23 protein-coding genes are annotated in these 25,436 nt (G+C 67.8%); 10 read left to right on the top strand and 13 right to left on the bottom strand.

The annotated features are described in order from the left end of the window. Positions 1-83: 83 nt before the first annotated feature. Positions 84-623, bottom strand: coding sequence for a formaldehyde-activating enzyme (gene fae, locus FV220_RS04500; protein ID WP_147829896.1), 540 nt, complete (start codon positions 621-623; stop codon positions 84-86). 256 nt (positions 624-879) lie between these two features. Here fae and FV220_RS04495 point away from each other — a divergent pair, with 256 nt between their 5' ends. Then, positions 880-1,101: a hypothetical protein gene (locus tag FV220_RS04495; protein ID WP_147829894.1), complete on the top strand. Its 222-nt coding sequence runs from the start codon at positions 880-882 to the stop codon at positions 1,099-1,101. 17 nt (positions 1,102-1,118) lie between these two features. Here FV220_RS04495 and FV220_RS04490 read toward each other — a convergent pair whose 3' ends face one another. From FV220_RS04490 to FV220_RS04475, 4 genes are all read right to left on the bottom strand, one after another. After that, positions 1,119-1,553 carry a hypothetical protein gene (locus FV220_RS04490; protein WP_056140233.1) on the bottom strand — a complete coding sequence of 145 codons (435 nt, stop codon included), beginning with the start codon at positions 1,551-1,553 and terminating at the stop codon, positions 1,119-1,121. A gap of 114 nt (positions 1,554-1,667) precedes the next feature. After that, the gene (gene metH / locus FV220_RS04485) at positions 1,668-5,420 is read right to left on the bottom strand and encodes a methionine synthase (RefSeq protein WP_147829892.1); all 3,753 of its coding nucleotides are present in this window, start codon (positions 5,418-5,420) and stop codon (positions 1,668-1,670) included. Between the two features lie 178 nt (positions 5,421-5,598). Beyond that, a complete protein-coding gene (gene metF, locus FV220_RS04480; protein ID WP_056140226.1) occupies positions 5,599-6,519 on the bottom strand; it encodes a methylenetetrahydrofolate reductase [NAD(P)H] in 921 nt (306 codons plus the stop codon). A 65-nt stretch (positions 6,520-6,584) separates the two neighbouring features. Continuing rightward, a complete protein-coding gene (locus FV220_RS04475; RefSeq protein ID WP_147829890.1) occupies positions 6,585-7,601 on the bottom strand; it encodes a metalloregulator ArsR/SmtB family transcription factor in 1,017 nt (338 codons plus the stop codon). A gap of 176 nt (positions 7,602-7,777) precedes the next feature. On the opposite strand from FV220_RS04475, the gene minC (FV220_RS04470) reads away from it, so the two are divergent. From minC (FV220_RS04470) to minE, 4 genes are all read left to right on the top strand, one after another. Next, positions 7,778-8,476 carry a septum site-determining protein MinC gene (gene minC, locus FV220_RS04470; protein ID WP_281406071.1) on the top strand — a complete coding sequence of 233 codons (699 nt, stop codon included), beginning with the start codon at positions 7,778-7,780 and terminating at the stop codon, positions 8,474-8,476. Between the two features lie 121 nt (positions 8,477-8,597). Beyond that, positions 8,598-9,296 carry a septum site-determining protein MinC gene (minC, locus tag FV220_RS04465; protein ID WP_051074338.1) on the top strand — a complete coding sequence of 233 codons (699 nt, stop codon included), beginning with the start codon at positions 8,598-8,600 and terminating at the stop codon, positions 9,294-9,296. Positions 9,297-9,308: 12 nt separating this feature from the next. After that, a complete protein-coding gene (gene minD / locus FV220_RS04460) occupies positions 9,309-10,124 on the top strand; it encodes a septum site-determining protein MinD (protein WP_018045194.1) in 816 nt (271 codons plus the stop codon). Then, positions 10,121-10,426: a cell division topological specificity factor MinE gene (minE, locus tag FV220_RS04455; RefSeq protein WP_018045195.1), complete on the top strand. Its 306-nt coding sequence runs from the start codon at positions 10,121-10,123 to the stop codon at positions 10,424-10,426. Before minD ends, minE begins: the two co-directional genes overlap by 4 nt. Positions 10,427-10,436: 10 nt before the next feature. On the opposite strand, the gene FV220_RS04450 is transcribed toward minE, so the two are convergent. Beyond that, complete coding sequence (locus FV220_RS04450) at positions 10,437-11,684, bottom strand: nucleoside transporter C-terminal domain-containing protein (protein ID WP_147829886.1); 1,248 nt, start codon at positions 11,682-11,684, stop codon at positions 10,437-10,439. Positions 11,685-11,836: 152 nt separating this feature from the next. On the opposite strand from FV220_RS04450, the gene FV220_RS04445 reads away from it, so the two are divergent. Next, positions 11,837-11,965 (top strand): hypothetical protein, encoded by a 129-nt coding sequence (locus FV220_RS04445; RefSeq protein WP_056140220.1) that lies wholly within the window; start codon positions 11,837-11,839, stop codon positions 11,963-11,965. Positions 11,966-12,211: 246 nt separating this feature from the next. Here FV220_RS04445 and FV220_RS04440 read toward each other — a convergent pair whose 3' ends face one another. The 3 genes from FV220_RS04440 to FV220_RS04430 all read right to left on the bottom strand — a co-directional run bounded on the left by FV220_RS04440 (position 12,212) and on the right by FV220_RS04430 (position 15,511). Beyond that, positions 12,212-12,532, bottom strand: coding sequence for a GIY-YIG nuclease family protein (locus tag FV220_RS04440; protein WP_147829884.1), 321 nt, complete (start codon positions 12,530-12,532; stop codon positions 12,212-12,214). A 16-nt stretch (positions 12,533-12,548) separates the two neighbouring features. Next, positions 12,549-14,174, bottom strand: coding sequence for an ABC-F family ATP-binding cassette domain-containing protein (locus FV220_RS04435; protein ID WP_018045198.1), 1,626 nt, complete (start codon positions 14,172-14,174; stop codon positions 12,549-12,551). Positions 14,175-14,311: 137 nt separating this feature from the next. Beyond that, positions 14,312-15,511 (bottom strand): patatin-like phospholipase family protein, encoded by a 1,200-nt coding sequence (locus tag FV220_RS04430; RefSeq protein ID WP_187273327.1) that lies wholly within the window; start codon positions 15,509-15,511, stop codon positions 14,312-14,314. Between the two features lie 420 nt (positions 15,512-15,931). Between FV220_RS04430 and FV220_RS04425 the strand changes: the two genes are divergently transcribed. Continuing rightward, on the top strand, positions 15,932-17,056 hold the full coding sequence (locus tag FV220_RS04425; protein WP_056161590.1) for a histidine kinase dimerization/phosphoacceptor domain -containing protein: 1,125 nt from the start codon (positions 15,932-15,934) through the stop codon (positions 17,054-17,056). Then, positions 17,053-17,493: a response regulator gene (locus tag FV220_RS04420; RefSeq protein WP_147829882.1), complete on the top strand. Its 441-nt coding sequence runs from the start codon at positions 17,053-17,055 to the stop codon at positions 17,491-17,493. Before FV220_RS04425 ends, FV220_RS04420 begins: the two co-directional genes overlap by 4 nt. 19 nt (positions 17,494-17,512) lie before the next feature. Here FV220_RS04420 and FV220_RS04415 read toward each other — a convergent pair whose 3' ends face one another. Further along, the gene (locus tag FV220_RS04415; RefSeq protein ID WP_187273326.1) at positions 17,513-21,355 is read right to left on the bottom strand and encodes an EAL domain-containing protein; all 3,843 of its coding nucleotides are present in this window, start codon (positions 21,353-21,355) and stop codon (positions 17,513-17,515) included. 475 nt (positions 21,356-21,830) lie between these two features. Here FV220_RS04415 and FV220_RS04410 point away from each other — a divergent pair, with 475 nt between their 5' ends. Beyond that, positions 21,831-22,559: a pyrimidine 5'-nucleotidase gene (locus FV220_RS04410; RefSeq protein WP_018045202.1), complete on the top strand. Its 729-nt coding sequence runs from the start codon at positions 21,831-21,833 to the stop codon at positions 22,557-22,559. Beyond that, entirely contained in the window at positions 22,556-22,975 is a 420-nt protein-coding gene (locus tag FV220_RS04405; RefSeq protein ID WP_018045203.1) for a metallopeptidase family protein, read from the top strand. The genes FV220_RS04410 and FV220_RS04405 overlap by 4 nt, the downstream gene beginning before the upstream one ends. Positions 22,976-23,001: 26 nt before the next feature. Here FV220_RS04405 and FV220_RS04400 read toward each other — a convergent pair whose 3' ends face one another. From FV220_RS04400 to FV220_RS04390, 3 genes are all read right to left on the bottom strand, one after another. Beyond that, the gene (locus FV220_RS04400) at positions 23,002-24,273 is read right to left on the bottom strand and encodes a peptide ABC transporter permease (RefSeq protein WP_147829878.1); all 1,272 of its coding nucleotides are present in this window, start codon (positions 24,271-24,273) and stop codon (positions 23,002-23,004) included. 126 nt (positions 24,274-24,399) lie between these two features. Beyond that, the gene (locus FV220_RS04395; protein WP_147829876.1) at positions 24,400-24,918 is read right to left on the bottom strand and encodes a DUF2937 family protein; all 519 of its coding nucleotides are present in this window, start codon (positions 24,916-24,918) and stop codon (positions 24,400-24,402) included. Positions 24,919-25,169: 251 nt separating this feature from the next. Further along, a complete protein-coding gene (locus FV220_RS04390) occupies positions 25,170-25,436 on the bottom strand; it encodes a hypothetical protein (RefSeq protein WP_147829874.1) in 267 nt (88 codons plus the stop codon).

Raw genomic sequence — 25,436 nt, 5'->3', positions numbered from 1 at the left:
TGCCGGCCGCTTTTTTCGGATAGGGATGGTCGGCGGGTGGAGGAACGCCCGCGCATCCCTCCGCCCTTGGGTTTTCCGGCCTCTCAGTACTCGATGATGTCCTCGAGTGCGTAGTGCTTCACCGTCTTGCGGTTGGCGATGAGCTCGTCGATGGTCGGCTCGCCCTTGATGGCGCGGGCGATGGCGAGCTTCGTGGCCTCGTAATTGGTGCGGTAGAGATCCTTCTGGTCGAGATTGGCATCCTCGGCGCAGCGCGGGTCGAGCCAGATCATGATGATCATGCACAGGTCGTCGAGCCCGTCCTTCGGCAGGATGCCCTCGATCACGCAATCGACGATGGCGTCGCCCGTGGCGGCCTGAACCACGCCGCCCAACAGGTTGACGTATTCCGCCGTGTGGATCGTCGCCTTGGTGGTCATCATGGTGGAGGGGCGCACGAGCTGGTTCAGGTCGCGCACCACGAACATGCGGGTATGGCCCTGGACCTGCCCCATCATGCCGGCGAAGGCCTGACCCACCGGGCCGCGGGTGGAGCCGATCAGCACCTCCGGCATCGCGTCGGTGTACTGGCCATCGGCGGCGAGGACGGTGGCCTCTCCGGTGCGGAACCAGATCTCGGACATGTGGGCGTTTCCTTGTTCCTGGGCGAGGGTTGCCCGGCCGGCGATCCGGCCGTTTCGCGGGCGGAGAAACACCGTTCCGCCGCCGCCCGTCAATCGCCCGCGTCCGAGAGAGTTTCGCAGGCCGCGCTTCCCCTCTGGCCCTGCGCGCCGCAATCGGTCATTCCATGCGCGGTTTCCGGCATCGCGACTCGGCGTGGTCCGGTGGATCGCCGCCCATCCTCGGGCCGATGCCGCGAGCCGAACGGGAGTGGGGCACATGAACGGGCAGCAGGAACGGGACTGGAGTCTCGCCGTCGCCGCATTGCCGGACGGTGTGCGGCTCGAACTCGGCCTCGCGGATCTGTCCGGGACGCCCTTCACCGCCATTCTCGCCCTCGACCGGCGGGAGGCGCGCGACCTCGCCCGTGCCCTGCTCGCGGCCTCGGGCGATGCCGCGGAGCGGACTTTTCCGCGTCCGCCCTCAGCCAACGGGGACTGACGGGCGGACCGGGCTCTTCAGCCGCGACCGGGGAGCCTGGGCACCTTGAGGCCGCGCTCTTCCGGCGTCGGCTTGCAGATGTAGGAGAACTCAGTCTGCAGGTCGGAGAAGATCGCTTCCCCGGTGATCTTGCAATTCTCGCGGGCCGTCTCGTCGAGGAAGGCCCGCGCCGCCTCGCGCAACCGCTTGGCGCGGGTCTCCGCCGGGCCGCCCTGCCCGTCGTAGCGCTCGTCGATGCCGCAGCCCGTGATCTCCCGCAAACCGTCGGAGACGACGAGCATCTTGCTCACGCGGCGTTGGTCGTAGACGGAATACGGGTCCTTGCAGCCGATGGTCACCACCTGGACGCCCACGGTGGCGTAGTTCTTCGACAGGTAGGAGAAACCGGTGCAGCCCGAGACTCCGAGAGCGAGCGTGACCGCGACGGCCAGGATTCCGGTGGTCCGGTTCAACGTGGTCGCGCTCCGCTCAAGCCATCGATCAAGGGATCGCATTGAAGCGCGGGCGGTCCGACGGTCAAGCCTCGCCAGGACACACCCGCGCTCCATTCCACCGAATCGCGTACGTTACTCCGCCGCCGCCGCGAGATAGCGTGCCGGGTCGTAGTTGAGGATCGGCCCGAGCCAGCGCTCCACCTCCCGGAGGTCCATGCCCTTGCGCAGGGCATAATCCTCCACCTGATCCCGCTCCACCTTGGCGACGCCGAAGTAATGCGCGTCCGGGTGGGCGATGTAGAGCCCCGAGACCGACGAGCCCGGCCACATGGCATAGCTCTCGGTGAGCTTCACGCCGATGCGCGACTCGGCCTTGAGCAGGTCGAACAGGGTGACCTTCTCGGTGTGGTCGGGCTGGGAGGGATAGCCCGGCGCCGGGCGGATGCCGGCATAGTCCTCGCGCACGAGATCTTCGGGAGCGAAGGTCTCGTCGGGGGCATAGCCCCAGAACTCCTTGCGCACCCGCTCGTGCATGCGCTCGGCCAGCGCCTCGGCGATGCGGTCGGCGAGCGCCTTGACCAGGATCGAGCGGTAATCGTCGTTGGCCCGCTCGAACCGCTCGGCGATCCGCACCTCTTCCAGCCCCGCCGTGACCACGAAGCCGCCGACGTAATCGCCGATGCCCGTCTCCGTCGGTGCCACGAAGTCGGACAGGCAGGTATTGGCGCGCCCGTCGCGCTTCGACAGCTGCTGGCGCAGGCCGTGGAAGGTCGCGAGTTTTTCGGAGCGGCTCTCGCCGGTATAGAGCGCGATGTCGTCGCCCACCGAATTTGCCGGCCAGAAGCCGATGATCGCCTTTGGGTTGAACCAGCGCTCGTCGACGATCTGCTTCAGCATCTCCTGCGCGTCGTCGAACAGGGCCTTTGCCGCCGGACCCTGGTTCGGGTCCTCGAAGATCGCCGGGTAGCGGCCCTTGAACTCGTAGGTCTGGAGGAACGGCGTCCAGTCGATATACGGCACGAGGTCGGCGACCTCGTAGGAGGAGTAGACCCGCACGCCGGTGAAGCTCGGCTTGGTCGGACGGTAGCCCGACCAGTCGATCTTGAACGGGTTGGCGCGGGCTTTGGCGAGCGGCAGGCGCTGCTTGTCGAGTTCCGAGCGGGCATGGGCATCCGAGACCTTGCGGTACTCGGCCCGGATGTTGGCGATGGTGGTGTCCCGCGTCTCCTTCGAGAGCAGGCTCGAGACCACACCCACGGCGCGGCTGGCATCCGTCACGTAGACGGTCTGGCCACGGTTGTAGGACGGGTGGATCTTCACGGCGGTGTGGACACGGCTGGTCGTGGCGCCACCGATGAGGAGCGGCACGTCGAAACCCTCGCGCTCCATCTCGGCCGCGACGTGAACCATCTCGTCCAGCGAGGGCGTGATGAGGCCCGACAGGCCGACGATGTCGACATTCTCGCGCTTGGCCACGTCGAGGATCTTGGCCGCCGGCACCATCACGCCGAGGTCGATGATCTCGTAATTGTTGCAGGCGAGCACGACGCCGACGATGTTCTTGCCGATGTCGTGGACATCGCCCTTCACCGTCGCCATCAGGATCTTGCCGGCGGCCTGGCGCTTGCCGTCGCCGCCATTGGCGAGCTTTTCCGCCTCCATGAAGGGTTCGAGATAGGCCACCGCCTGTTTCATCACGCGGGCGGACTTCACCACCTGCGGCAGGAACATCTTGCCCGAGCCGAACAGGTCGCCGACCACGTTCATGCCGGCCATCAGGGGGCCCTCGATGACGTGGAGCGGACGTTCGACGCCGAGGCGCGCCTCCTCGGTGTCGACGAGGATGTACTCGGTGATCCCGTTGACCAGGGCGTGCTCGATGCGCTTCTCCACCGGAGCCTCGCGCCAGGACAGATCGGCCGTCTTGGCCTGCACGCCGCCACCCGACTTGAAGCGCGCGGCCGCATCGAGCAGCCGGTCGGTGGAATCCTCGCGCCGGTTGAGGACGACGTCCTCGCACAGCTCGCGCAACTCGGCCGGAAGCTCGGCGTAGATCGCGAGCTGGCCGGCATTCACGATGCCCATATCCATGCCGACCTGGATCGCATGGTACAGGAACACCGCATGCATCGCCTCGCGCACGGGCTCGTTGCCCCGGAAGGCGAAGCTGAGATTCGAGATGCCGCCCGAGATATGGGCATGGGGCAGAGTCTCGCGGATGGTCTTGGTCGCCTCGATGAAGGCGACGCCGTAGCCGTTATGCTCCTCGATGCCGGTGGCGACGGCAAAGACGTTGGGATCGAAGATGATGTCTTCCGGCGGGAAGCCGACCTGCTCGGTCAGAACCTTGTAGGCCTTGGTGCAGATCTCGACCTTGCGCTCGTAAGAGTCGGCCTGGCCCTGCTCGTCGAAAGCCATTACCACCACGGCCGCGCCGTAGGAGCGGCAGACCTTGGCGTCACTGATGAACTTCTCGACACCCTCCTTCATGGAGATCGAGTTCACGATCGCCTTGCCCTGGACGCATTTGAGCCCGGCCTCGATGACGTGGAATTTCGAGGAATCGATCATCACCGGCACGCGGGCGATGTCCGGCTCGGCGGCCACGAGGTTAAGGAACTCGACCATCGCCTTCTCGGAATCGAGCAGGCCCTCGTCCATGTTGATGTCGATGATGCTGGCGCCCGCCGCCACCTGATCGCGGGCCACGTCGAGAGCGGCCGCGTAGTCGCCGGCGGTGACGAGCTTGCGGAATTTGGCCGAGCCGGTGACGTTGGTGCGCTCGCCCACATTCACGAAGGGAATCTCCTTCGTCAGCGTGAAGGGCTCGAGGCCCGACAGGCGCATCAGGCGGGGCACCTCCGGGATCGCGCGGGGCTTCACGCCCTCCACGGCCTGCGCGATGGCGCGGATATGGTCCGGCGTGGTGCCGCAGCAGCCGCCGACCATGTTGACGAGGCCGGAGGTGGCGAACTCGCCCACCAGCCTGCCCATGGCTTCGGGGCTCTCGTCATAAAGGCCGAACTCGTTGGGGAGACCCGCATTCGGATAGGCGCAGACCAGGGTGTCGGCGATGCGCGAGAGTTCGGAGATGTGAGCGCGCATCTCCTTGGCGCCGAGCGCGCAGTTCAGCCCGATGGTGAGCGGGCTGGCATGGCGCAGCGCGTTCCAGAACGCTTCCGGGGTCTGGCCCGAGAGGGTACGACCGGAGAGATCGGTGATGGTGCCCGAGATCATGATCGGCAGGGTGGTGCCGGTCTCCTCGAACACCGCCCAGGCCGCCGCCACCGCCGCCTTGGCGTTGAGCGTGTCGAAGATGGTTTCGATGAGGATCAGCTCGGCGCCGCCATCGATCAGGCCGCGCACCTGTTCCATGTAGGCGGTCTTGACCTGATCGAAGGTCACCGCCCGGTAGCCCGGATTGTTCACGTCCGGCGAGATCGACAGGGTACGGTTCGTCGGGCCGATGGCGCCGGCGACGAAGCGGCGGCGCCCATCCTGCTTCTCGGCCAAAGCGGCGGCCTCGCGGGCGAGGCGCGCGCCTTGCGCATTCAGCTCGTGGACGATCGATTCCATGCCGTAATCGGCCTGGGCGATGGTGGTGCCCGAGAAGGTGTTGGTTTCGCAGACGTCGGCCCCGGCCAGGAAGTAGTCGAGGTGGATCTGCCGGATCGCGTCGGGCTGCGTCAGGATCAGGAGGTCGTTGTTGCCCTTCTGGTCGTGTCCGTGATCGAGGAAGCGCCCCCCGCGAAAATCCGCCTCGCCGTAGCCGAGGCGCTGGATCACGGTACCCATCGCCCCGTCGAGGACGAGGATTTTTTCCGCTGCCCGCTGGCGCAGGGCGGTTTCGATCTCTTTTCCGTCAACGGGGCGGAGGTCTGTCATGTCGTATCCTTGGAGACGCGAAGTCCCACCAATCCACCTCATCCTGAGGTGCCGGAGCGTAGCGAAGGCCTCGAAGGAGGCCTCCAGGTCTCGTTGCGCGATCTGGATCCCTCCTTCGAGGCCCGCTTATGCGGGCACCTCAGGATGAGGTCCGAGGGTTGGAGCGCGCGTTCCTGTTTCAGGCCGCCTTCGCCGCCGCCACCTTCGGCGCCTGCGCACGCAGGCCAAGGAGATGGCAGATCGCATAGACGAGGTCGGAGCGGTTCATCGAGTAGAAATGGAAGTCGTTGACGCCTTCGTCCACCAGATCGAGCACCTGCTCGGCCGCGACCGCCGCCGCGATCAGGCGGCGGGTATCGACATCGTTGTCCAGCCCCTCGAACCGGGCGGCCAGCCAATACGGCACCGAGGCGCCGGTGCGGCGGGCGAAATTGGCGGATTGCTTGAAGTTCTGCACCGGCAGGATGCCGGGGATGATCGGGATCTCGATCCCGGCCGCGCGGACCTTGTCGACGTAGCGGAGATAGACGTCGTTCTCGAAGAAGAACTGCGTGATCGCCTGGTCGGCGCCCGCATCGACCTTGGCCTTCAGGGCGTCGATATCGGCGTCGAGGGTAGCCGCCTCGGGGTGCTTCTCCGGATAGGCCGAGACCGAGACCTTGAAGTCGCCGATCCGCTTGATGCCGGCCACGAGATCGCTGGTCCTGGCATAGCCGCCGGGATGCGGGCGGTAGGCGGTGCCGACACCGTCCTGCGGGTCACCGCGCAGGGCCACGATGTGGCGTACCCCGGCATCCCAATAGGATTGCACGACCTCGTCGATCTCTTCCCGGGTGGCGTCCACGCAGGTGAGATGGGCGGCGGGCTTGAGGCTCGTCTCCTTGATCATCCGCGCCACGGTGTTGTGGGTGCGCTCGCGGGTGGAGCCGCCGGCCCCATAGGTCACCGAGACGAATTTCGGCTGGAGCGGGGCGAGCCGCTCGATCGACGACCACAGGACCTTCTCCATCTCGTCGGTCTTCGGCGGGAAGAACTCGATGGAGACCTGGATCGGACGGTAGCCGTCGCGGCTAGCGCGGTGATGGGAAGCGGTGGGCATCGGGTCGTCCTCAAGATCTTTCGGTTCAGACGTGTGTATTCGAGACGGGTTTCGGCATCGGCCGGTCAGGCCACCGCGCGCTCCGCCTCGGAAGCGAGGGTCGGCTCCGCCGCCGAGGCGGCGAGCCAGAGGGTCACGGTGAGCTGGTGCCCGCTCTCGTCGGCCGGGGCGAGATGCCGTGTCGCCACCATGCCGAGCCCGGCATCGGCGAGCCAGCCCGTCACCTGCTCGGCGGCGAAGCCGAGGCGGCGATGGGCCTGCTCCTCGCGCAGGAATTCGAGATCGTGCGGCGCGAAATCCACCACGAGAAGCCGGCCTCCGGGCGCCACGAGCCGTGCCGCCTCGCGGAGCGCACGAGCGGGATCGTCGAGATAATGCAGCACCTGATGCACCACCACGAGGTCGAAGCTGCCCCGGCCGAAGGGCGGCGCATGGATGTCGCCCTGGCGCAGGTCCACGCCGGACAGCCCGGCCCGCTCCAGATTGGCGCGGGCGACGGAGAGCATGGCGTGGCTCGAATCGAGCCCCGTGGCGCGGGAGGCCCTGGGAGCGAGGAGCCCGAGCATCCGCCCCGTGCCGGTACCGAGATCGATCAGGCTCCGCACCGGCCGCGATCCGAGGGCGTCGATCACCGCCGCCTCCACCATCGCCTCCGGCACGTGGAGCGAGCGGAGCTGGTCCCATTTCGGGGCGAGGCGGGCGAAGAAGCTCTGCGCGGCATCCGCGCGCTGGGCCCGCACGCCCTCCAACCGGGCCCGATCCTCGGACAAAGGCGGGCTCGACCGGTCGAGACCCCCGACGAGGGGCTCCACCAGACCCGTCCTCGCCTCGATCAGCCGGAAGAACGCCCAGGCCCCCTCGCGATGCCGCTCCACCAGCCCGGCCTCGACGAGAAGCTTGAGATGGCGAGAGATGCGCGGCTGCGACTGGCCGAGGATGTCGGTGAGATCGGAGACCGACAATTCCCCCTGCATCAACAGGGCGAGGATGCGCAGACGCGTCTCTTCCGCCGTGGCGCGCAGCACACCGAGGGCATCGGAAAAAGGAAGGACGACCGTAGCGTTGGCGCTCTCTTGAGACATAAAGATATCTTTATGTTCGATCCGGACGCATGGCAAGGGGAAACGGCGGCTGGCCGGAGTCCTGAGAGAAACAGGCGTGGGCGACGATGCCGGGAGGGGAGCGTTCCGGGCGATCTGCCGATATGGTCGGCTCAACACGTCCCTTGTCGATTCCGGAACAACAGAAACGCCACCGCGTGACCCAGCCGAATTCCCGTCCCCCGATCCGTTTCCGTGGCCGCTCCTTCATGGCCCTGGTGCTGGCCCCCTCGGCACCGGTGCATGACTGGCTCGAAGACCTCGACGCGCTGTCCCGGCGCTCCCCCGCCTTCTTCGTGGGGCGCCCGGTGATCCTCGACGTGTCCGGCCTCGGGCTCGACCGCGCGGACCTCACCGCCCTGGTCTCCGAGCTCAAGGCCCGCGACGTCACCGTGATGGGAATCGAGGGAGCCAAATCCGGCAGCCTCGGCGAGGGGCTGCCCCCCGCCCCGGCCGGCGGACGGCCGGTGGACGAGGTCGCCACGCCGGATGCGCCCGCGCCGACGCACGCGGAGCCGCCGCGCGCCGCCCGTTCGCTGATCCTCGACCAGCCGGTCCGGTCGGGCCAGACGATCCTGCATCTCGAAGGCGACATCACCATCATGGGATCGGTGGCCTCCGGGGCGGAAGTGATCGCCGGCGGCTCCATCCATATCTATGGAGCGCTGCGGGGGCGGGCCATCGCGGGCGCCTCCGGCAATCCCGATGCCCGCATCACCTGCCGCAAGTTCGAGCCGGAACTGCTCGCCATCGACGGTCTCTACCGGACGGCCGACGATCTGGGGCCGGACCGCCGGGGCCAACCGGCGCAGATCCGCCTGGACGGGGATGCGATCAAGGTCGCCGCGCTGGAGTAGCGCCGACATAGGAACCCGGGATCGGAGGATTATAGGGTCACAGGATCACAGAAAGCCGGCTCGTTAACCAAGCGGTAACCATAAGGACCGTCAATGGTTCGGTAAGGAATCGCGAGAGCCCGTGACACACGCCCCTCCATCCCGCCGATCCGTGACGCTACGAGGCCGTGCCTTCAAGGCACTCGTCCTGGCTCCGGAAGCTCCGCTTCCCGATTGGTTCGCCGATCTGGACGCCTCGCTGAAGCGGTCGCCGACCCTGTTCGACGGCCGCCCCCTCATCCTCGACATCGCGGCGCTCGGGTCGGACCCGGACGTGCTCGGCAAGGTCCTGGCCGATCTCGGTGCCCGCCGCATCCGCATCCTCGGCATCGAGGGCGCGGCGGCGACCCTGGCGGGAACGACGATGCTCGACGGTCTCGCCCTGCCCCCGCTCCTCGTGAACGGACGGCCCACCCTCGGCATCGAGATTCCGAAGGATGCCGAGCCGGAAACCACGTCTCTCATGATCGAGGGCTCGGTCCGGTCCGGCCAGTCGATCACGCATCCCACCGGTGACGTCACCGTCATGGGTTCGGTGGCCTCCGGCGCCGAGATCCTCGCCGGTGGCTCGATCCACGTCTACGGGGCGCTTCGCGGCCGGGCCATCGCCGGTGCCGCCCGCAACCCCCGCGCCCGCATCTACTGCCGCAAGTTCGAGCCCGAACTGCTCGGGATCGATCGCCTCGTCCGCACGGCCGAGGACATGGGCACGACCCTGCGCGGGAAACCCGTGCAGATCTGGCTCGATAGCGGCTCCATCAAAATGGCAACCTTGGATTAAGGAGACACACGCATGGCCAAGGTTCTGGTCGTTACATCTGGCAAGGGCGGCGTCGGCAAGACGACCACCACAGCGGCTCTCGGCGCGGCACTCGCGCAGGCCGGACAGAGCGTCGCCGTCGTCGATTTCGACGTCGGCCTGCGTAACCTCGACCTCGTGATGGGCGCCGAGCGGCGCGTGGTCTACGACCTCATCAACGTGGTCAACGGCGATGCCAAGCTCAACCAGGCGCTGATCCGCGACAAGCGGCTCGAGAACCTGTCGCTGCTGCCCGCCTCGCAGACCCGCGACAAGGACGCCCTCACCGACGAGGGCGTCGCCAAGGTGATGGAAGAGCTGCGCGAGAAGTTCGACTGGGTGATCTGCGATTCCCCGGCCGGCATCGAGCGCGGAGCCACCCTGGCCATGCGCCACGCCGACCTCGCCGTCGTCGTCACGAACCCGGAAGTCTCCTCGGTGCGCGATTCCGACCGGATCATCGGCCTTCTGGATTCCAAGACGCTGAAGGCCGAGCGCGGCGAGGTGATGGAGAAACACCTCATCCTCACCCGCTACGACCCCGCCCGCGCCGACCGCGGCGACATGCTCAAGGTCGACGACGTGCTCGAGATCCTCTCGATCCCGCTGCTCGCCATCATCCCCGAGAGCCTGGAAGTGCTGCGCGCCTCCAATGTCGGCTGCCCGGTGACGATGAACAACCCGCTCAGCGCCCCGGCCCGGGCCTATATCGACGCCGTCCGCCGCCTGAAGGGCGATACCGTGCCGATGACCGTGCCGTCCGACAAGAAGTCTCTCCTCAACAAGCTGTTCACCCGGAGGGCGGCATGAGCCTGCGCAACCTCTTCAGCAAACGCGCCTCGGCCCCCACGGCCCGCGACCGTCTCCAGCTGATCCTGGCCCATGAACGGGCCGGGGCCGGCGGCTCCGACCTGGTGATGCTCCTGCGGGAGGAGATCCTCGCCGTCATCGCCAAACACGTCACGGTGGAGCGGGACAAGGTCCAGATCCGCCTGGAGCGGGGCCAGGACATGTCGACCCTCGGGGTCGACATCGAACTCCCGGTGACGGCTCCGGCCAAGGCCGCCCCGGCGGCGGCCAAGCCGTCCAAGGCCAAGCGCGCCGCCGCGTGACGGTCCGCCGTCAGCCGATGAACAGGCCGGCGATGGTCGCACTCGTCAGGTTCGACAAGGTACCAGCCAGGATCGCGCGCATTCCATAGCGTGCGATCTCGGACCTCCTCTCGGGGACGAGGCTCGCCAGACTCGCGAGCTGGATCGCGATGGAAGCCAGATTGGCGAAGCCGCACAGGGCGAAGCACAGGATGGCCGTCGTCCGGGCATCGAGCGTGCCGGCCTTCAGTGTCGGCGAGAGTTGCGCATAGGCCAGGAACTCGTTGAAGGCGATCTTCTGCCCGATGGCGCCGCCGACCAGACCCGCCTCGCTCCAGGGCACGCCCATGAGCCAGGCCAGCGGCGCGAAGGCGAGCCCGAGCACGCCCTCGATGCTGAGAGACGGATAACCGACGAGTCCGCCGCCCCATCCGGCGATGCCGTTGAGAAGGGCGATGAGCCCGGTGAAGGCGATCAGCATGGCGCCCACCGACACCGCGATGACGAGGCCTTTCTGCGTGCCGTCGGCCGCCGCCTCGATGAGGTTCACCGCCCGCGTCTCGGCGAATTCCACCCGCATCGTCGTCACCCGCGTCGGCTCCGTCGAGGGCATCAGGATCTTGGCGTAGAGAAGCCCGCCGGGAATCGCCATGACGCCGGCGGCCAGCAGATATTCCATCGGCACGCCCAACGCGGCGTAGCCGGCCAGGATCGATCCGGCGGTGGACGCGGCCCCGCTCGACATCACGGCGAACAATTCGGCCCCGGTCAGCAGGATCAGGAACGGCCGCAGGGCCACCGCGATCTCGCTCTGGCCGATGACGATGGTGATGACGGCCGAGAAGGTCTCGATGGGCGAGGTGCCGAGCACCCGCTGAAGCCCGGCCCCGATGAGGCGGGCCAGCGTCTGCATCACCTTCAGATGATACAGGATCGCGATCAGCGCCGAGACGTAGAGGATCTGCGGCAGCACCCGCAGGGCCAGGATGAAGCCGCTGCCGCCGAAGAGCTCGAACATGCGCGGCTCGACGAGGCCGCCGAACAGGAACAGGACCCCACGGTCGCCATAGGCCAGAACCGTCTGGACCAGCGTCGCCGCCGCATTGAGGGCCTGCCGCCCCACGGGCACGAACAGCACGACGGCGCCAATCGCGATCTGCAGGGCGAGGGCCGAGACGACGGTCCGGGGCCGGATCGCCCGGCGATTGGTCGAGAACAAGATCGCGACGGCGAGGAGCAGCGCCAGGCTCGCGCCGGCATGGAGCAATCGCTCGGTCATCGTGTCCCCTCTCTCCACCCGAGAGGAGCAAGGGCGATGCCGGGACGGGCGCGGGTCATGTGGGGGTTCATCCGGAACGGGAGGACGTCCGGCGTGTTGACCGTCAAGCTGCGCCGTAATGCGGCGCATAACCGGTTTGAAGGGATACAGCCATGAGCCTCATCGGACGCCTCGTCACCAAGCTTCTCGGCAACGAGAACCGCCCCGTCGTCCGCGACGACCGCAACTACGATTCGAGCAACCCGATCGGCCGCCTCGTGACGAAGATCCTGCGGAAGTAAGCTCGACGAACAATCACTCTTCCCGCACGCAGTGAGTGGGAAGCAACGCCCCCGTCTTCATTGTGGCGGGGCGGCAGCTGGGAGTGAGGGACGATCGATCCCGGAGGAGTTTCCCCTAGAATCGCTCCTCACGCCCTACCACGAACCTCATCCTGAGGTGCCGCGCGAGCGGCCTCGAAGGAGCCCTCCAGTCATCGCAAGGCAGACTGGAGGGCTCCTTCGAGGCTTTCGCGATGCGAAAGCACCTCAGGATGAGGTCGGCGGGTCGGCAGTCCCTTCATTGCGCGGACGTTTCGCCAATCTCTGCAAGGCATCCCAATCACTGGCGATGAGGGCTTCCTTCTTCGCCCGGCTCCATCCTTTCAGCCTGCGCTCGAACGCAATGGCATCGGTGATCCATTCGAATTGAGCGGCATAGACCAGAGCAACGGGCCGGCGGCTGCTAGTATAGCCGGGAAACGTGCCAGCGTGATGCTCACCAAGTCGCTTGTCGAGGGATTCGCCGCGCGCCGATCCGACATAGTAGCTACCGTCGGCACAGCGCAGGATGTAGACAAAAGCGGGCACGCGACAGAATCTATCCTCACGCCGCCTTGCGCTTGTTCTTCTTCTCCCGGCCCTGCCCCGGCGCGGTCTTACCGGTCTTCGACCGGTCGAGGACGAAGCGGGCGTAATCGTCCATGTCGCCGGCGAAGGGCTTCACCGTGCGGTCGGCGGCGAGCCAGAGGCGGTCGGCCACGAGTTCCATCAGCGATCGGTCGTGGGTGATGAGGATGACGGCGCCGCCGTAATCGTTCAGCGCGTCGAGCAAGGCCCGGCGGCTGTCGATATCGAGATGGTTCGTCGGCTCGTCGAGGATGAGAAGGTGGGGCGCCTGCATCGCCACGAGGTTGAGCAGGAGCCGGGCGCGTTCGCCGCCCGAGAGCGCGTCCACCGTGGTCTCCTGCTTGTCGAAGGCGAGGCCGAAGCTGGCGAGCTTGGCGCGACGCCCGGATTCGCTGTCGTCCGGCCGCTCGCGGCGGATGATGTCGAGGGGCGTGTCCTTCGGGTCGAGGGCTTCGATCTGGTGCTGGTGGAACCAGCCGACCTGCACCCGGCCCTCGCGCACCATGCGCCCGTCCCGCACCTTCAGGGCGCCGGCCGCCATCTTGGCGAAGGTCGACTTGCCGGCGCCGTTCACGCCGAGAAGGCCGATCCGGTCATCGACGTCGAGGGTCAGGTTAAGGTCGCGCAGCACCGGCTCGTCATTGCCATAGCCGATGGTGGCATCGGTGAGATGCATCAGCGGCGGCGCCAGCGGGCGCTTGGGCGAAGGCAGGTGGAACGGGGCCACATGCTCCTCGATGGTGGTGGAGATGGGCTCCATCTTGGCGAGACGCTTCATGCGTGACTGGGCCTGCGCCGCCTTGGAGGCCGACGCCTTGAACCGGTCGACGAAGCTCTGCAGATGGGCGCGCTCGGCGTCCTGCTTCATCTTGGTGGAGGCCTGCAGCCGCGCCTTCTCGGCCCTGCGCTTCTCGAAATCGTCGTAGCCGCCGGTATAGAGTTCGAGCTTGCCGTTGGCGACGTGAAGGATCGCGTCCACCGAGTTGTTCAGAAGCTCGCGGTCGTGGCTGATGATCAGCGCCGAATGCGGATAGCGCTTCAGCCGCGCCTCCAGCCACAGGGCACCCTCCAGATCGAGGTAGTTGGTGGGCTCGTCGAGGAGCAGCATGTCCGGCTCGGCGAAGAGCGCGGCGGCCAAAGCCACACGCATGCGCCAGCCGCCGGAGAATTCCGACATCGGCCGGGTCAGGTCCTCCACCGAGAAGCCGAGGCCGGCGAGAATTTCGCCCGCCCGCGCGGGAGCCCGGTCGGCGTCGATCTCGATCAGCCGGCCGTAGATCTCGCCCATGCGCTCGGGCTCGGCGGTCTCGAGTTCGAGGTTCAGCGCCTCGCGCTCGATATCCGCCGCCAGAATCGTGTCGATGAGGGTGACGGGGGTCGCCGGGTGCTCCTGATCGACGGAGGCGACGCGGGCATTCTTCGGCAGGAGGATCTCGCCGCTATCGGGCTGGAACTCGCCGAGGATGATCTTGAACAAGGTCGACTTGCCGACGCCGTTGCGGCCGACGAGCCCGACCTTCGATCCGGGCGGGACGGCCACGCTCGCGCGGTCGAAGAAGCGCCGGCCCCAGGCGCTGAAAGTGAGGTCTTCGATCTGGATCATGGGTCAGCGGCCAAACGCAGGGGAGATGCGGGCCGATGGCCACACGGGAGGATGACCCTCCTCCTATCGCAGTGCAGCAACGAGCGCGAGGGCGGGCGGCGCAGGGCACCACCCCACCGGGGGATGGTGCCGGCCTCTCAGTTCCGCGCGACCCCGGCGGCGATCGCCTTCACCAGGGGAGCCGTGGGCACGCTCTTGCGCCAGAAGGTTCCGGCCCGGCCGGTCTCACGCCCGCTCTCGTAGAGCTGGCGCATGTAGGCGGTGTCGAAGCCTTTCGCCGTCGTGGTGTTGGGCGCGGACTCGTCGATATAGGTCAGGTTGAAGCCCATGCCGTTGCCGCGGGTGAAGGCGTAGGTGGCGGCCAACGTCGCGCGGCTGCGCGCCCGGCTCGCGGTGGTGAACGAGCGCTCGACGATGGACAGGGTGTTGTTCTGCGCCACGTCGAATTCCGGCTCCAGCCGCCCGTTGATGATGACGTAGATATCGGCCTTGCCCGCCGTGCGCAGGCGGCCGTCCCGCAGCAGGAACGATTGCGGGAGGGTGAAGACCGGCGTCACCACCGACCCGTCCACATGCATCTCCTGGAACGCCCTGCCCTCCGCCTGCACGTCGAGGAGCTGGGGCGGGAACACCGCCGGGATGCTGGCGGAGGCCGTGAGCACATCCGTGAACAGCGCGACGGCGTTGGGCCCGCCATTGGTGGCGATGGCGCCCATGTTCCAGATGACCGCGCGCTGGGAATCGAGGTTCGTCGTCACCACGAGGAGGCGGCGGCCCTTGGCGTGCTGCTCGGCGATGGCGGCGAGAAGATCGGACGTCACGTAGCGGCGCACGAGGTCGCGGAGACGTCCGTCCCCGAACAGGCCCGATCCGAACACGATGTTGGTCACGCTCGGCGATTGCACCAGGGTCGAGGCGACGCCGCTGGTATAGATGTCGGTGAGGGTCGAATCGTAGGCCGACCCGAGGAAGGCGAAGGGCGCGATCAGGGCGCCGGTGCTGACGCCGGAGACGAGGGCGAATTCGGGCCGCTTGCCGGATTCCGACCAGCCGTTGAGGATGCCGGCGCCGTAGGCTCCGTCACCGCCGCCGCCCGACAGGGCGAGATAGGCGAAGGCGCGCTTCGAGCGTTCCGGCCGTGCGACCATTTCCGTGAAGGTACTCTCGGACGCGTCGGCATAGGCGCGCACGCTGAGATCCATGCCGGCCGGAACCGCCGCCGAGGCCTGGTCCGCGGTGTAGGCCACGCGGGGGATGGAGCCGCAGGCGGCCAGCTGTGCGGCCACGGCGAGCGCGGCCGCGCCCTTGACCCATCCGAACCGGCAAGATGTCGACATGGCGGCGTGATCCTGGCGTTCGACCTGCATCGCCACCGGGGGATGGAGCGTCAAGCCGAGCGATAACGAGCTTGGCCATTCTACCGTTCCGGGCAATGACCGGCAATCATCGCCGGCCGAAGCCGCACCGATCGGCCTGATACGTGATGGATCAGCAACGGTTCTGCGGGCGTGCTCCGACACACGTTCCGTAAAACGATCTCGAACGACTGGAACACGGCGGCACACCAAAGCTTGTCGAATGGATGAGCCTCCCTATGTCGTTGATATCAACTCACAACGACATCGCCGCCTATCACTCGCACGCCATGGCTCACCGTCATGGCGAAGCGATACGGATCCTCGCGACGGTGTGGTGCCTTCGTCGGTGCCGAAGACTTTCGCCCTGGCCGCGATCCGCGCCGGGCAACACGGGAAGGCATGATGGAAGCGGACGACGCCTGGCACCTCACCGACCGATTGGGGGCCGAGCACGGAAGGGGCGATCCTTTCGCGGCGGCCATCCGCGCGACGCGCATGGCGATGCTGATCACCGATCCGCGGCAGGCGGACAATCCCATCGTCTTCGTCAACGACGCGTTCCTCAGGATGACCGGCTACAGCCGCGCCGAGGTCATGGGCCGGAACTGTCGCCTCCTCCAGGGCGAGGAGACCAGTCCCGACGCGGTGCGCCAGATCCGCGACGCGATCGCGGCCAAGCGCGATGTCGCCGTCGACATCCTCAATTATCGCAAGGACGGCAGCCAGTTCTGGAACGCCCTCTATGTCAGCCCCGTGAGCAGCGACGAGGGCGAGACCGTGTATTTCTTCGCGTCGCAGCTCGACGTGACGGACCGGATCGATGCGCTCATGCAGACGCGCAACGAGAAGATCCATTTCGAGCGCGAGGTGGAAAAGCGCACGCGGGAGCTCACCGAGGCGCTGGCGGCCAAGACCATGCTGGTCCACGAGGTGGACCACCGGGTGAAGAACAACCTCCAGATGATCGCCTCGCTGCTCACCCTGCAGACCCGGACCATCACCGACCCGGATGCGAAGGCCTCGCTCAAGTCCATGCTGGCCCGCGTCGAGGCTCTTGGGACCGTGCACAAGCGCCTCTACCAGTCCAACGACGTCCAGCGTTTCGATGTCGCCGCCTTCGCTCAGGAACTCGCCGTCGATCTGGTGCGCGGCTCCGGGCGGCAGGAGATCGAGCTCGATGTCGACCTCGTCTCCGTCGAGGTCGCCGTCGAACAGGCGCCGCCGGTCGCCCTCGTGATGAACGAGCTGCTGACCAACGCCCTCAAGCACGCTTTCCCCCGTGACGCGGGCGGCCGGCTCTTGGTCTCGGTGAAGCCCGAGGGCGAGGAGATCCGCATCACGATCGCCGATGACGGGATCGGCATGCCGGTGGACGTCGGCGGCGGCCGCACCTTCGGCAAGCGCCTCATCGAGAGTCTGGTGCGCCAGCTGAATGCCGATATCGCCTGGCACCCGGCCAATCCCGGGACGCGGATCGAGATCCGCCTGCCCCGCGGCGGGACGGGCCACAGGGAGTCGATGTGACCGAACCTCTCCGGATCGTCGTCGTCGAAGACGAAGCCTTGATCGTGATGCAGCTCGAGATCCTGCTCGAAGAGGCGGGGCACGAGGTGGTCGGCACGGCCGTGTCCGCGAGGGATGCCGTCGCAGTGGCCCGGCGGACCCGGCCCGACATCGTCCTCATCGACCTGCAGCTGAAGGGCGGCTCCTCCGGCCTAGACGTGGCGAAGGATCTGGCGGACGAGCCCGCGATGATGCTGGTCTTCCTGACCGCGAATGCGAGCCGCTTCCACGACGACTTCGCCGGCGCGGTGGCGGTGATCGCCAAGCCCTTCTCCGAGGCCATCATCGGGAACACGATGGGATTCCTCGAGGAATGCATCCGGACCCCGCCCCCGGTCTCGGCCCTGCCCCTCGGCCTGCGCCTCGCTCCCGGCTATCTCGACAGCCTCGGCGGCTGAATCCGCGCCGTCCCGTCGGTCAGGCCGCCCTCTCGGCGCGCGACAGCCTGGCGACGACGCCGGACAAGTCCCGTGCCGGAACGGGCTTGCTGAAGAAGAAGCCCTGGACCTCGTTGCATCCCTCCGCCCGCACGAGATCGAGCTGCGCCCGTGTCTCGACGCCCTCCGCCGTGATCGTCGTTCCGCGTCTCTCGCCGAGCCCGACGATGGCGCGCACGATGGCGGCGGTGTCCGGGTCGGCGATCTCACGGATGAAGGAGCGATCGATCTTGATCTTGTCGAACGGGAACTGCCGCAGGTAGCTCAGGGAGGAGTAGCCGGTCCCGAAATCGTCGAGGGCGATACGGACGCCGAGGTAGCGCAGGCGGTGCAGGCAGGCGATCACCGCCTCGGTGTCCTGGATGAGGACGCTCTCGGTGATTTCGAGCTCGAGCCTGTCCGCCGCGAGGCCCGACGCCGAGAGGGCCATGATCACGCACTGTTCGAGGCCCGGCTCGCGAAACTGCATCGCCGAGACGTTGACCGCGATCCGGGCGGAATGCGTCCAGGACGCGGCCTCGCGGCAGGCTTCGCGCAGGGCCCAGTTCCCGAGTTCGACGATCAGGCCGGTTTCCTCGGCGATCTCGACGACGGTCGAGGGTGGGATCATCCCACGGGTGGGATGGGGCCAGCGCATCAGCGCTTCGACGCCGCTCACGCTGTCCGTCGCGAGGTCGACCACCGGCTGGTAATGCAGGGTCAGGTCGCGGCCCAGGATGGCCTCGCGCAGCTCGAATTCGAGCTGGATGCGCTCCTCGATCGCCGCGTCCATGCTGGCTTCGTAGACGCGGGCGGTGTTCCGACCGGCGGCCTTCGCCCGGTAGAGCGCGAGGTCGGCATGCCTCAGGAGGGGATCGGCCTCGAGTCCGTCCGAGGGGGCATGGGCGATGCCGATGCTGATCCCGATATTGGCCAGGTGGCCGTTGAGCTTCACCGGCAGCGCGATGGCGTCGATCACCCTGCGGGCGACCTCCACCGCCTCGTCCTTCCCGCCGAGATTGACCAGAATGATGCCGAACTCGTCGCCGCCGAGGCGGGAGACGACATCGCACGGCCGCAGGACCTCGCGCAGGCGTTCGGCGACGAGCTTCAACAGGATGTCGCCCGCCAGATGTCCGAACGTGTCGTTGATCGCCTTGAACCGGTCGAGATCGAGACAGAGCACCGCCATCGGGCGACCGCCGTTCCGCACCGAGCCGAGGGCCTGATCCAGGCGCTCGTGGAACATCGACCGGTTGGGCAGCCCGGTGAGGGCGTCGTGGCAGGCGAGATGGGCGATCCGCTGGTCTGCCTCCTTTCGGGCCGTGATGTCGATATGGGTTCCGACGAAGCGGATCGGCGTGCCGTCGGGGGCGCGGGTCACGACCTTGCCGCGGGCGAGGAGCCAGATGTAGCCCCCCGCCTTCGTGCGGACCCGGAGCTCGATCTCGAAGGCCGGCTGCTGGCCGTGGAAATGCGCGACGGCCGCCAGCCGGCAACCGTCGATGTCGTCCGGATGGATCAGGGAGCCGACATAGGCGAAGGACCGGCCGAACTCGCCGGGCGCGTAGCCGAGCATGCTCTGAGCCCGGTCGGAGAACCAGACCTCGCCGGTTTGGAGGTCGGCGTCCCATAGGCCGTCCCTGCCGCTGTCGAGGGCCAGGGCCAGCCGTTCCTCGCTCAGGCGCAGGCGCGCGTCGCTCGCTCTGAACGCCTCCTCCACCTCCTTGCTGGCCGTGATGTGGAGATTCATGCCGACGAAGCGGCAGACCTCGCCCGTCTCCGGGTCGAGGACGGCCTGGCCGAATCCCTGGAACCAGCGGCATTCGCCGGTCGACGGGTGCAGGACGCGAAATTCCACCTTGTGGTTGGTGCGTGTCGCGATGGCCCGGCTCGCCTCCGCCCGGACCCGAACCAGGTCCTCGGACGGAAGGTTTTGCTCCCACTCCGTCATGGTCATCACGAGGCCGGCGGCCGGATCCGCCCCATCGAGGGGCAATCCCTGCATCCGTGCGCTTTCCTGGGACTGCCAGATCCAGCCCGAGGCCACGTCCCATTCCCAGACCCCCGCCTCCGCCGCGTCCTGGGCGAGGCGCAGCAGGTCGCCGGTGCGTTCCAGCGCGATCCTGGCGGTGATGATGTCGTCGATATCCAAGGCCGTCGCGAGCCATCCGGGCTGGCCGTCAAGGAGGCGGATCGGGCGCTTGCTGACCTTGTGCCAGCGGTAGACGCCATCGGCGCGGCGGATGCGAACCTCGAAATCGTAGTCCTGCCATGCCTTGTGGCGGTCGCCGACATCGCCGCGGATGCGGCTGCGATCGTCCGGGTGACAGGCCTCGACCCGCTCCTTGAGGGAGAAGAGCGGCCGCTCGAAGTAGCGCCCGAAATGGCGGTTGCAGTAAGTGGTGTCGCCGCGGTCGTTCGTGATCCAGACCATCTGGGGCAGGAAGTCGGCGAGCAGGCGGTAGGACGCCTCGCTCTCGCGAAGCGAGCGTTCGGCCCTGTGCCGGGCGGTGATGTCGGCGAAGGTATAGACGGTGCTGCCGTCGGCCAGCGGCACCCCGCAGAGTTCGAGGAGGGTCCCATCCCGTTGCAGGTGCTCGCCGCTGGCGCCGGCTTCGCCGTGATCGCGGTTCCCGTCACGGACCCGCCTGTCCAGGGTCGCCGGCAGCGAACCGTCCCGTTCGGCGATGTGGCGGCGGAGGTCGTCGAAGGGGGCTCCGTCGTGGAGCATGTCCCGGGGCAGGTCGAGAAGCAGGTTCAGGCGCTCGTTATGGACCCTGACCCGGTCGTCCGCATCGACCATGACGAGGCCTTCGTCGATGCTCTCCAGGGTGACGCGCAGGAGATCCGTCGTCTCGCGCAGGTGCTGGTCCGATCGGGCCAGTTCGGTGACGTCGAGGCAGATCCCGGAGATGGCCCGGATGCTCCCGTCCGGGTCACGCTCGACGATTCCACGCTCGGCGACGACCCGGCATTCCCCACCGGGTCGGACGATCCGCGACCGATGCTCGTAAGTGTCGCGCGCGAATGCCCCCGACCCGGCCACGGTGTCGTCGAGATGCCAGCGGACGCGCTCCCGGTCCTGGGGATGGTAGAAGGCCAGATGGTCGTCGAGGGGGATGCGCGCGAGATCGGCGGGCGCGCGGCCATGGATCCGCGCCATCCCCGCCGACCATTCGACGCAGGCTTCGGCCACGTCGATGCGCCAATGTCCGAAACCCGCGATCTCCTCGGCCATGCGCTGCGATGCCAGGGCCGCTTCGAGATGGGCTTCGCGGCGGGTGAGGATGGTCGTGACGCGCAGGCGCTCGCGCAGCTCCGCCTCGCGCTCCGCATTGGCTAGGTGAAGGCGAAGGTGCCCGGTGACGATGAGGGCGAGATCCTCGAGCTGGACCAGGTGTTCGTCGGTGAAATCCGGACGCGGGACGGTGTCGATCAGGCACATCGTGCCGGTCCTGTGCCCGGACCGGAGCGTGAGGGGCACGCCCGCGTAGAACCGGGCCCGGAGCCCACCCGTCACCAGCGGATGGTCGGCAAATCTAGGGTCGGCGAGGAGATCGCGGATCACCACCGGCCCGTCGGATTCGCCTCCGATGGCCTGCCCCGCGAACGCATCGGACCAACCCGGCATCGCCCCCGCGGCACCCGATCCCGCCTTCAGCGCGGGAAATTCGGTATCGACGAGGGGGACGAGGACGATGGGAACGCGGAACAGGGCCGACGCGGTGCGGCACACGGCGTCGAGATGTGGCTCCGGATCACCATCGCTCGGATGCGTGGAATCCGCCTCGATGGCATCATTCCGCTCCTCGTCGCCTCGGTCGTGTGCCCGATCTTGCACGTCGCACCATCCAGGAAAGCAAGCCGACGTTATCCGTCCTGCCGATGGCGTCGATCGACGCTGCGTCATGGACGTTCGCGATGTACATTACGCTGATCAACGTTGCGATAGTCCTACTCTTTCCTTCGAACCACCACCGTCATTCGGCCGATGCGGCACGGAAACGCGAAACGGCGGCTTCGTCACGGGGAAGGATCGATTGGCCGGGGCGATCCCTCGAAACCGTTTCATCGGCTTCGCGGCGCGGCCTTGTCAGGACGCACGTCCCGGCAAGCCTCGAGCGAAGCGAAAGCCCGATCCCGCGCCGGCGCGCCCCGGCGATCGAGGCCAGCGCGACAACCGAGGCGGGCGCTTCGAGCGATTGCCCCGAGCGAATGGCCGAGCTTCCTTTCGCAGGGCGCAATTTCATCGTAACCGTTGTCGATCGCATCCGGTCCTGCACCGCTCCCGCCGCCTCGAACCCCGTTCAGCCACCTTGTTCCTTCCCGGCGAAAGCCATCTCTCCAGCGCGGGCTCCCGTGGCTTCTCGAGCGTCGACACCTGGGTGTTCGATCTCGACAACACGCTCTATCCCAGCGACGCCCTCGTCTGGCCGCAGGTCGACGAGCGGATCACCCTGTACGTCATGCAGCTCTACGGCCTGGACGGGATCTCGGCACGGGCGCTGCAGAAGCATTTCTACCACCGCTACGGCACCACCCTGAAGGCGCTGATGGTGGAGGAGAATGTCGACCCCTATCATTTCCTCGATTTCGCCCACGACATCGACCATTCCACGATCCGCCTCGACGCGGCCCTGGGCGACGCCATCGAGCAGTTGCCCGGCCGCAAGCTGATCCTCACCAACGGCTCCCGGCGCCATGCCGAGAACGTGGCCGCCAAGCTCGGCATCCTCGACCATTTCGAGGACGTGTTCGACATCGCCGCCGCCGACTTCGTCCCGAAACCCGAGCGCTCCACCTACGAGCGCTTCCTCGTTCGGCACGATGTCGATCCGCGCCGGTCGGCCCTGTTCGAGGACATCGCCCGCAATCTCGTCGTGCCCCACGAGTTCGGAATGGCGACGGTCCTCGTCGTGCCCCGCACCATCGATCCGTTCCGCGAGGCCTTCGAGCAGGAGGCGGTGAAGGAGCCGCATATCGACCACATCACCAACGATCTCGCCGCGTTCCTGGGCGAGCGGGTCCTCCCGGTCCTCGGATGAACGCTCCCGCCCGGAATTGGGCCGATCTCCAGGCGCCGTCCCTCGACGACGTGGAGATCCTGGCACGCGATGCCCTCGCCCGCCTGCCGCCGGAGTTCCTCGCCCTGTGCGAGGGCGTGACGATCCACGTGGAGGATTTTCCAGACGACGCCACGCTCCGCGAGATGGAGTGCGAGAGCGAGTTCGACCTGCTCGGCCTGTTCCGGGGCGTCGGCCTGGCGCAGGGTGGCGAGGTGGCGACCGGGCAGTGGCACAACCGGGTCTGGCTCTACCGCAGGCCGCTGCTCGATTATTGGGCCGAGCACGAGGAGACCCTCGGCCATCTCGTCACCCATGTCCTCGTCCACGAGATCGGCCACCATATGGGCCTGTCCGACGACGACATGGCCGCCATCGAGGCGGCGGCGGACGAGTGAGGTCCGGATGAGCCTGCCCGGTTCCGTCAATCGTCGTTGGCGGGACGCGGGCTCACGGCGCGAGGTCTGAGCAGGCTGGCCTTCGGGCGACGGGTGCGGAACTGCCCGCGCTCCACGGCGATGAAGACGAGCACCGTCACGGTCAGCGTCGTCACCCACCAGATCACCGTGAGGCCGACGCCGATACAGGCGATGGTGAAGGCGCTGGCGAAGACCGCCATCGCTCCGGGTGCGATCGCGCCGGGGGCGGTGGCGGTGGCCAAGCGGCCGCTATGGCGGATCGCCGCGTGGAGGGCGAAGGCCGCGGCGAAGGCGCCCACGATCCCGAGTTCGTACCAGAGTTCGAACAGCATCGTGGTGGGGGCGTTGCCGGGCAGCAGGTTCACGAACCGGCCGCGCGAGGCGGTCTCGAACCCGTGTCCGGTCACGAGGCGGACCGGCTCGGTGGTCACCACTTTCTGCCACGCCTTGATGGTGAGGACATTGGGCGCCGTCGGCCCCAAAGCGACGATGCCGATGGGCCGGGCGATGAACGGCAGGAACGGCGCGCTCACCAGCAGGCCGCCGCAGACGAGGGCAACCGCGCGCACGCCGACGAGGGGGCGATAGGTCGTGAGGGCGAAAGCCACCGCGCCGACGGCAAGCGCCAGGATCTGGGTGATGTTCGGCGAGATCGAGAGGGCCAGGGCCACGAGGATGGCGGTGCCGAGGGCCTCCAGGTCGCGCCCGCGCGAGCGCAGCCACGCCACGGAGGGCCAGACCAGCAGGGCGAGGACCGTCAGCCCGCGATCCACCGAACTCTGGTCCTCGGGCATGGTGCGCAGGAGCGTGTCGCCGAACAGCCCGAACACGATGGAGACGATGGACGCGGCGATGACGCCCAGCGGCAGCAGGTAGAGGTTGGCCGAGCGCATGCGGTCCGGCAGCGCGAGATAGGCGGCCAGGGTCATCAGGATGGTGGCCGTGAGATTCAGAAGGCGCTCCGTCGCCGGTCCGAGGAACGGCGTCCAGACCAGGGACAGGGCCGACCAGAGGATGACCAGCCCCCCCGCCAGGAAGGCCGTGGACGTCAGCATCCGGGTCGCCGTCACCCGGAGCGGCCGTTGCTTGCCGTCGATGGCGCTGGCGATGACGATGAGCGCGATGGCGATGGGCGCCAGGATCACGGTGGCGCGCCGGGCCACCTGGGCCGCCACGGGAAGCAGGACGAACAGGCCGAAGAACCCCACGCGCCGGAGCAGGGCCGCCGCGTCGAGGGCCGGATCGATGGACGGTCGAGAGGTGGGCGCGCGGGCCATGGTGCGATTGCAGCCGTTCGACGGCGCCACGAGTCCGCCCGTGCGCTACCGGTCGAGTCGTAGTGCAGGGAGGCGGTGCGCGCTGTAGATGTCGTGCAACACCCGTGCGTCCTCCGCCGCCTGCCTTCACGCGGCCTCCGGTTGCCGCCGCCTCGGAACCAGGCGCCGGCCGACATCCGTCAGCACCCGCCAACCTGCCCAGGTCGCCAGGAAGCCGAGGAATCCGGCGATGATCCCGTCGGCGCTCGCCGGGACCGCGGGCACGTAATCCTGGTAGGTGGCGCGGGCCAGCGCCATGTCGGGGTCGCGCAGCAGCGCGGCGAAACGGCCCATGGGGCCGCCCGCCTCGGTGAGGGCCTGCTTCTGCGCGTCGAGACGCTGCAGGCGCTCGATATCGGCGCGGGCCGCTTCCCCGCGACGGGCCACCAGGGCGTCGCCGTTGCCGCGCAGGCGCTCGACGGCCCCCTGCCGGTTGGTCCCGCTCGCGGCGGCGTCCGCGTCGAGGGCGGCGATGGAGCGTCGCAACTCGTCGAGGGTGCCCCCGAGCCGCTGCGCGTATTGCTGCGCGAATTCGGGCCCCTGGGCGGCGACGATGCCGCCGAGGATGCCAAGGGCGAGGCCAAGGGTCCGGATCACACGCAGCACGATTCATCCCTCATGACGTCGTCAGACAAAAGGCCGAGCCGCGTGGCGGTTCCCGAACGGTCGGATGGCGCACGAAAGGGCGGTTCCGTGGCGGTTCCGTGGCGATTCCCGAACGGTCGGGAGGCGCACGAAAGGGCCGCTCCGTGGCGGTTCCCGAACGGTCGGATGGCGCACGAAGGGGCCGCTCCGTGGCGGTTCCCGAACGGTCGGATGGCGCACGAAGGGGCCGCTCCGTGGCGGTTCCCGAACGGTCAGGTGAGGTCCGCCAAGGCGGCTTCCACCTCCGCCCGCGTCACCTCGGCCAGGGGTTTGGCCACCTTCGCGGCCTGCGTCTTCCGCCCCGGCCTCATGACGAGGACGATCGTCTCCAGGCCGGGACAGGAGGGGTCTGGGCACAGGATCTCGTTGACCTTCACCACGGTCCCGGGCTCGACGAGGTCGCGGACCCACTCTTCGACCCGGCGGCGCGCGGTATCGTCGGCCGGCTCGCGCCGGCGTCCGAAGCCGAGGAGCGCCAT

The sequence above is a fragment of the Methylobacterium sp. WL19 genome (genome assembly GCF_008040005.1).
GTDB classification, from domain to species: domain Bacteria; phylum Pseudomonadota; class Alphaproteobacteria; order Rhizobiales; family Beijerinckiaceae; genus Methylobacterium; species Methylobacterium bullatum.
The sequence above is the reverse complement of the archived record's forward strand: the minus strand, read 5'-3'. Positions and strand labels throughout refer to the sequence as shown.

Bases quoted from the DNA above. Each gene is read 5' to 3' on its own strand.
- fae (WP_147829896.1), bottom strand. From the start codon at position 623: ATGTCCGAGATCTGGTTCCGCACCGGAGAGGCCACCGTCCTCGCCGCC.
- FV220_RS04495 (WP_147829894.1), top strand. From the start codon at position 880: ATGAACGGGCAGCAGGAACGGGACTGGAGTCTCGCCGTCGCCGCATTG.
- metH (WP_147829892.1), bottom strand. From the start codon at position 5,420: ATGACAGACCTCCGCCCCGTTGACGGAAAAGAGATCGAAACCGCCCTG.
- metF (WP_056140226.1), bottom strand. From the start codon at position 6,519: ATGCCCACCGCTTCCCATCACCGCGCTAGCCGCGACGGCTACCGTCCG.
- FV220_RS04475 (WP_147829890.1), bottom strand. From the start codon at position 7,601: ATGTCTCAAGAGAGCGCCAACGCTACGGTCGTCCTTCCTTTTTCCGAT.
- minD (WP_018045194.1), top strand. From the start codon at position 9,309: ATGGCCAAGGTTCTGGTCGTTACATCTGGCAAGGGCGGCGTCGGCAAG.
- minE (WP_018045195.1), top strand. From the start codon at position 10,121: ATGAGCCTGCGCAACCTCTTCAGCAAACGCGCCTCGGCCCCCACGGCC.
- FV220_RS04450 (WP_147829886.1), bottom strand. From the start codon at position 11,684: ATGACCGAGCGATTGCTCCATGCCGGCGCGAGCCTGGCGCTGCTCCTC.
- FV220_RS04445 (WP_056140220.1), top strand. From the start codon at position 11,837: ATGAGCCTCATCGGACGCCTCGTCACCAAGCTTCTCGGCAACGAGAAC.
- FV220_RS04435 (WP_018045198.1), bottom strand. From the start codon at position 14,174: ATGATCCAGATCGAAGACCTCACTTTCAGCGCCTGGGGCCGGCGCTTC.
- FV220_RS04430 (WP_187273327.1), bottom strand. From the start codon at position 15,511: ATGTCGACATCTTGCCGGTTCGGATGGGTCAAGGGCGCGGCCGCGCTC.
- FV220_RS04425 (WP_056161590.1), top strand. From the start codon at position 15,932: ATGATGGAAGCGGACGACGCCTGGCACCTCACCGACCGATTGGGGGCC.
- FV220_RS04405 (WP_018045203.1), top strand. From the start codon at position 22,556: ATGAACGCTCCCGCCCGGAATTGGGCCGATCTCCAGGCGCCGTCCCTC.
- FV220_RS04400 (WP_147829878.1), bottom strand. From the start codon at position 24,273: ATGGCCCGCGCGCCCACCTCTCGACCGTCCATCGATCCGGCCCTCGAC.
- FV220_RS04390 (WP_147829874.1), bottom strand. From the start codon at position 25,436: ATGGCGCTCCTCGGCTTCGGACGCCGGCGCGAGCCGGCCGACGATACC.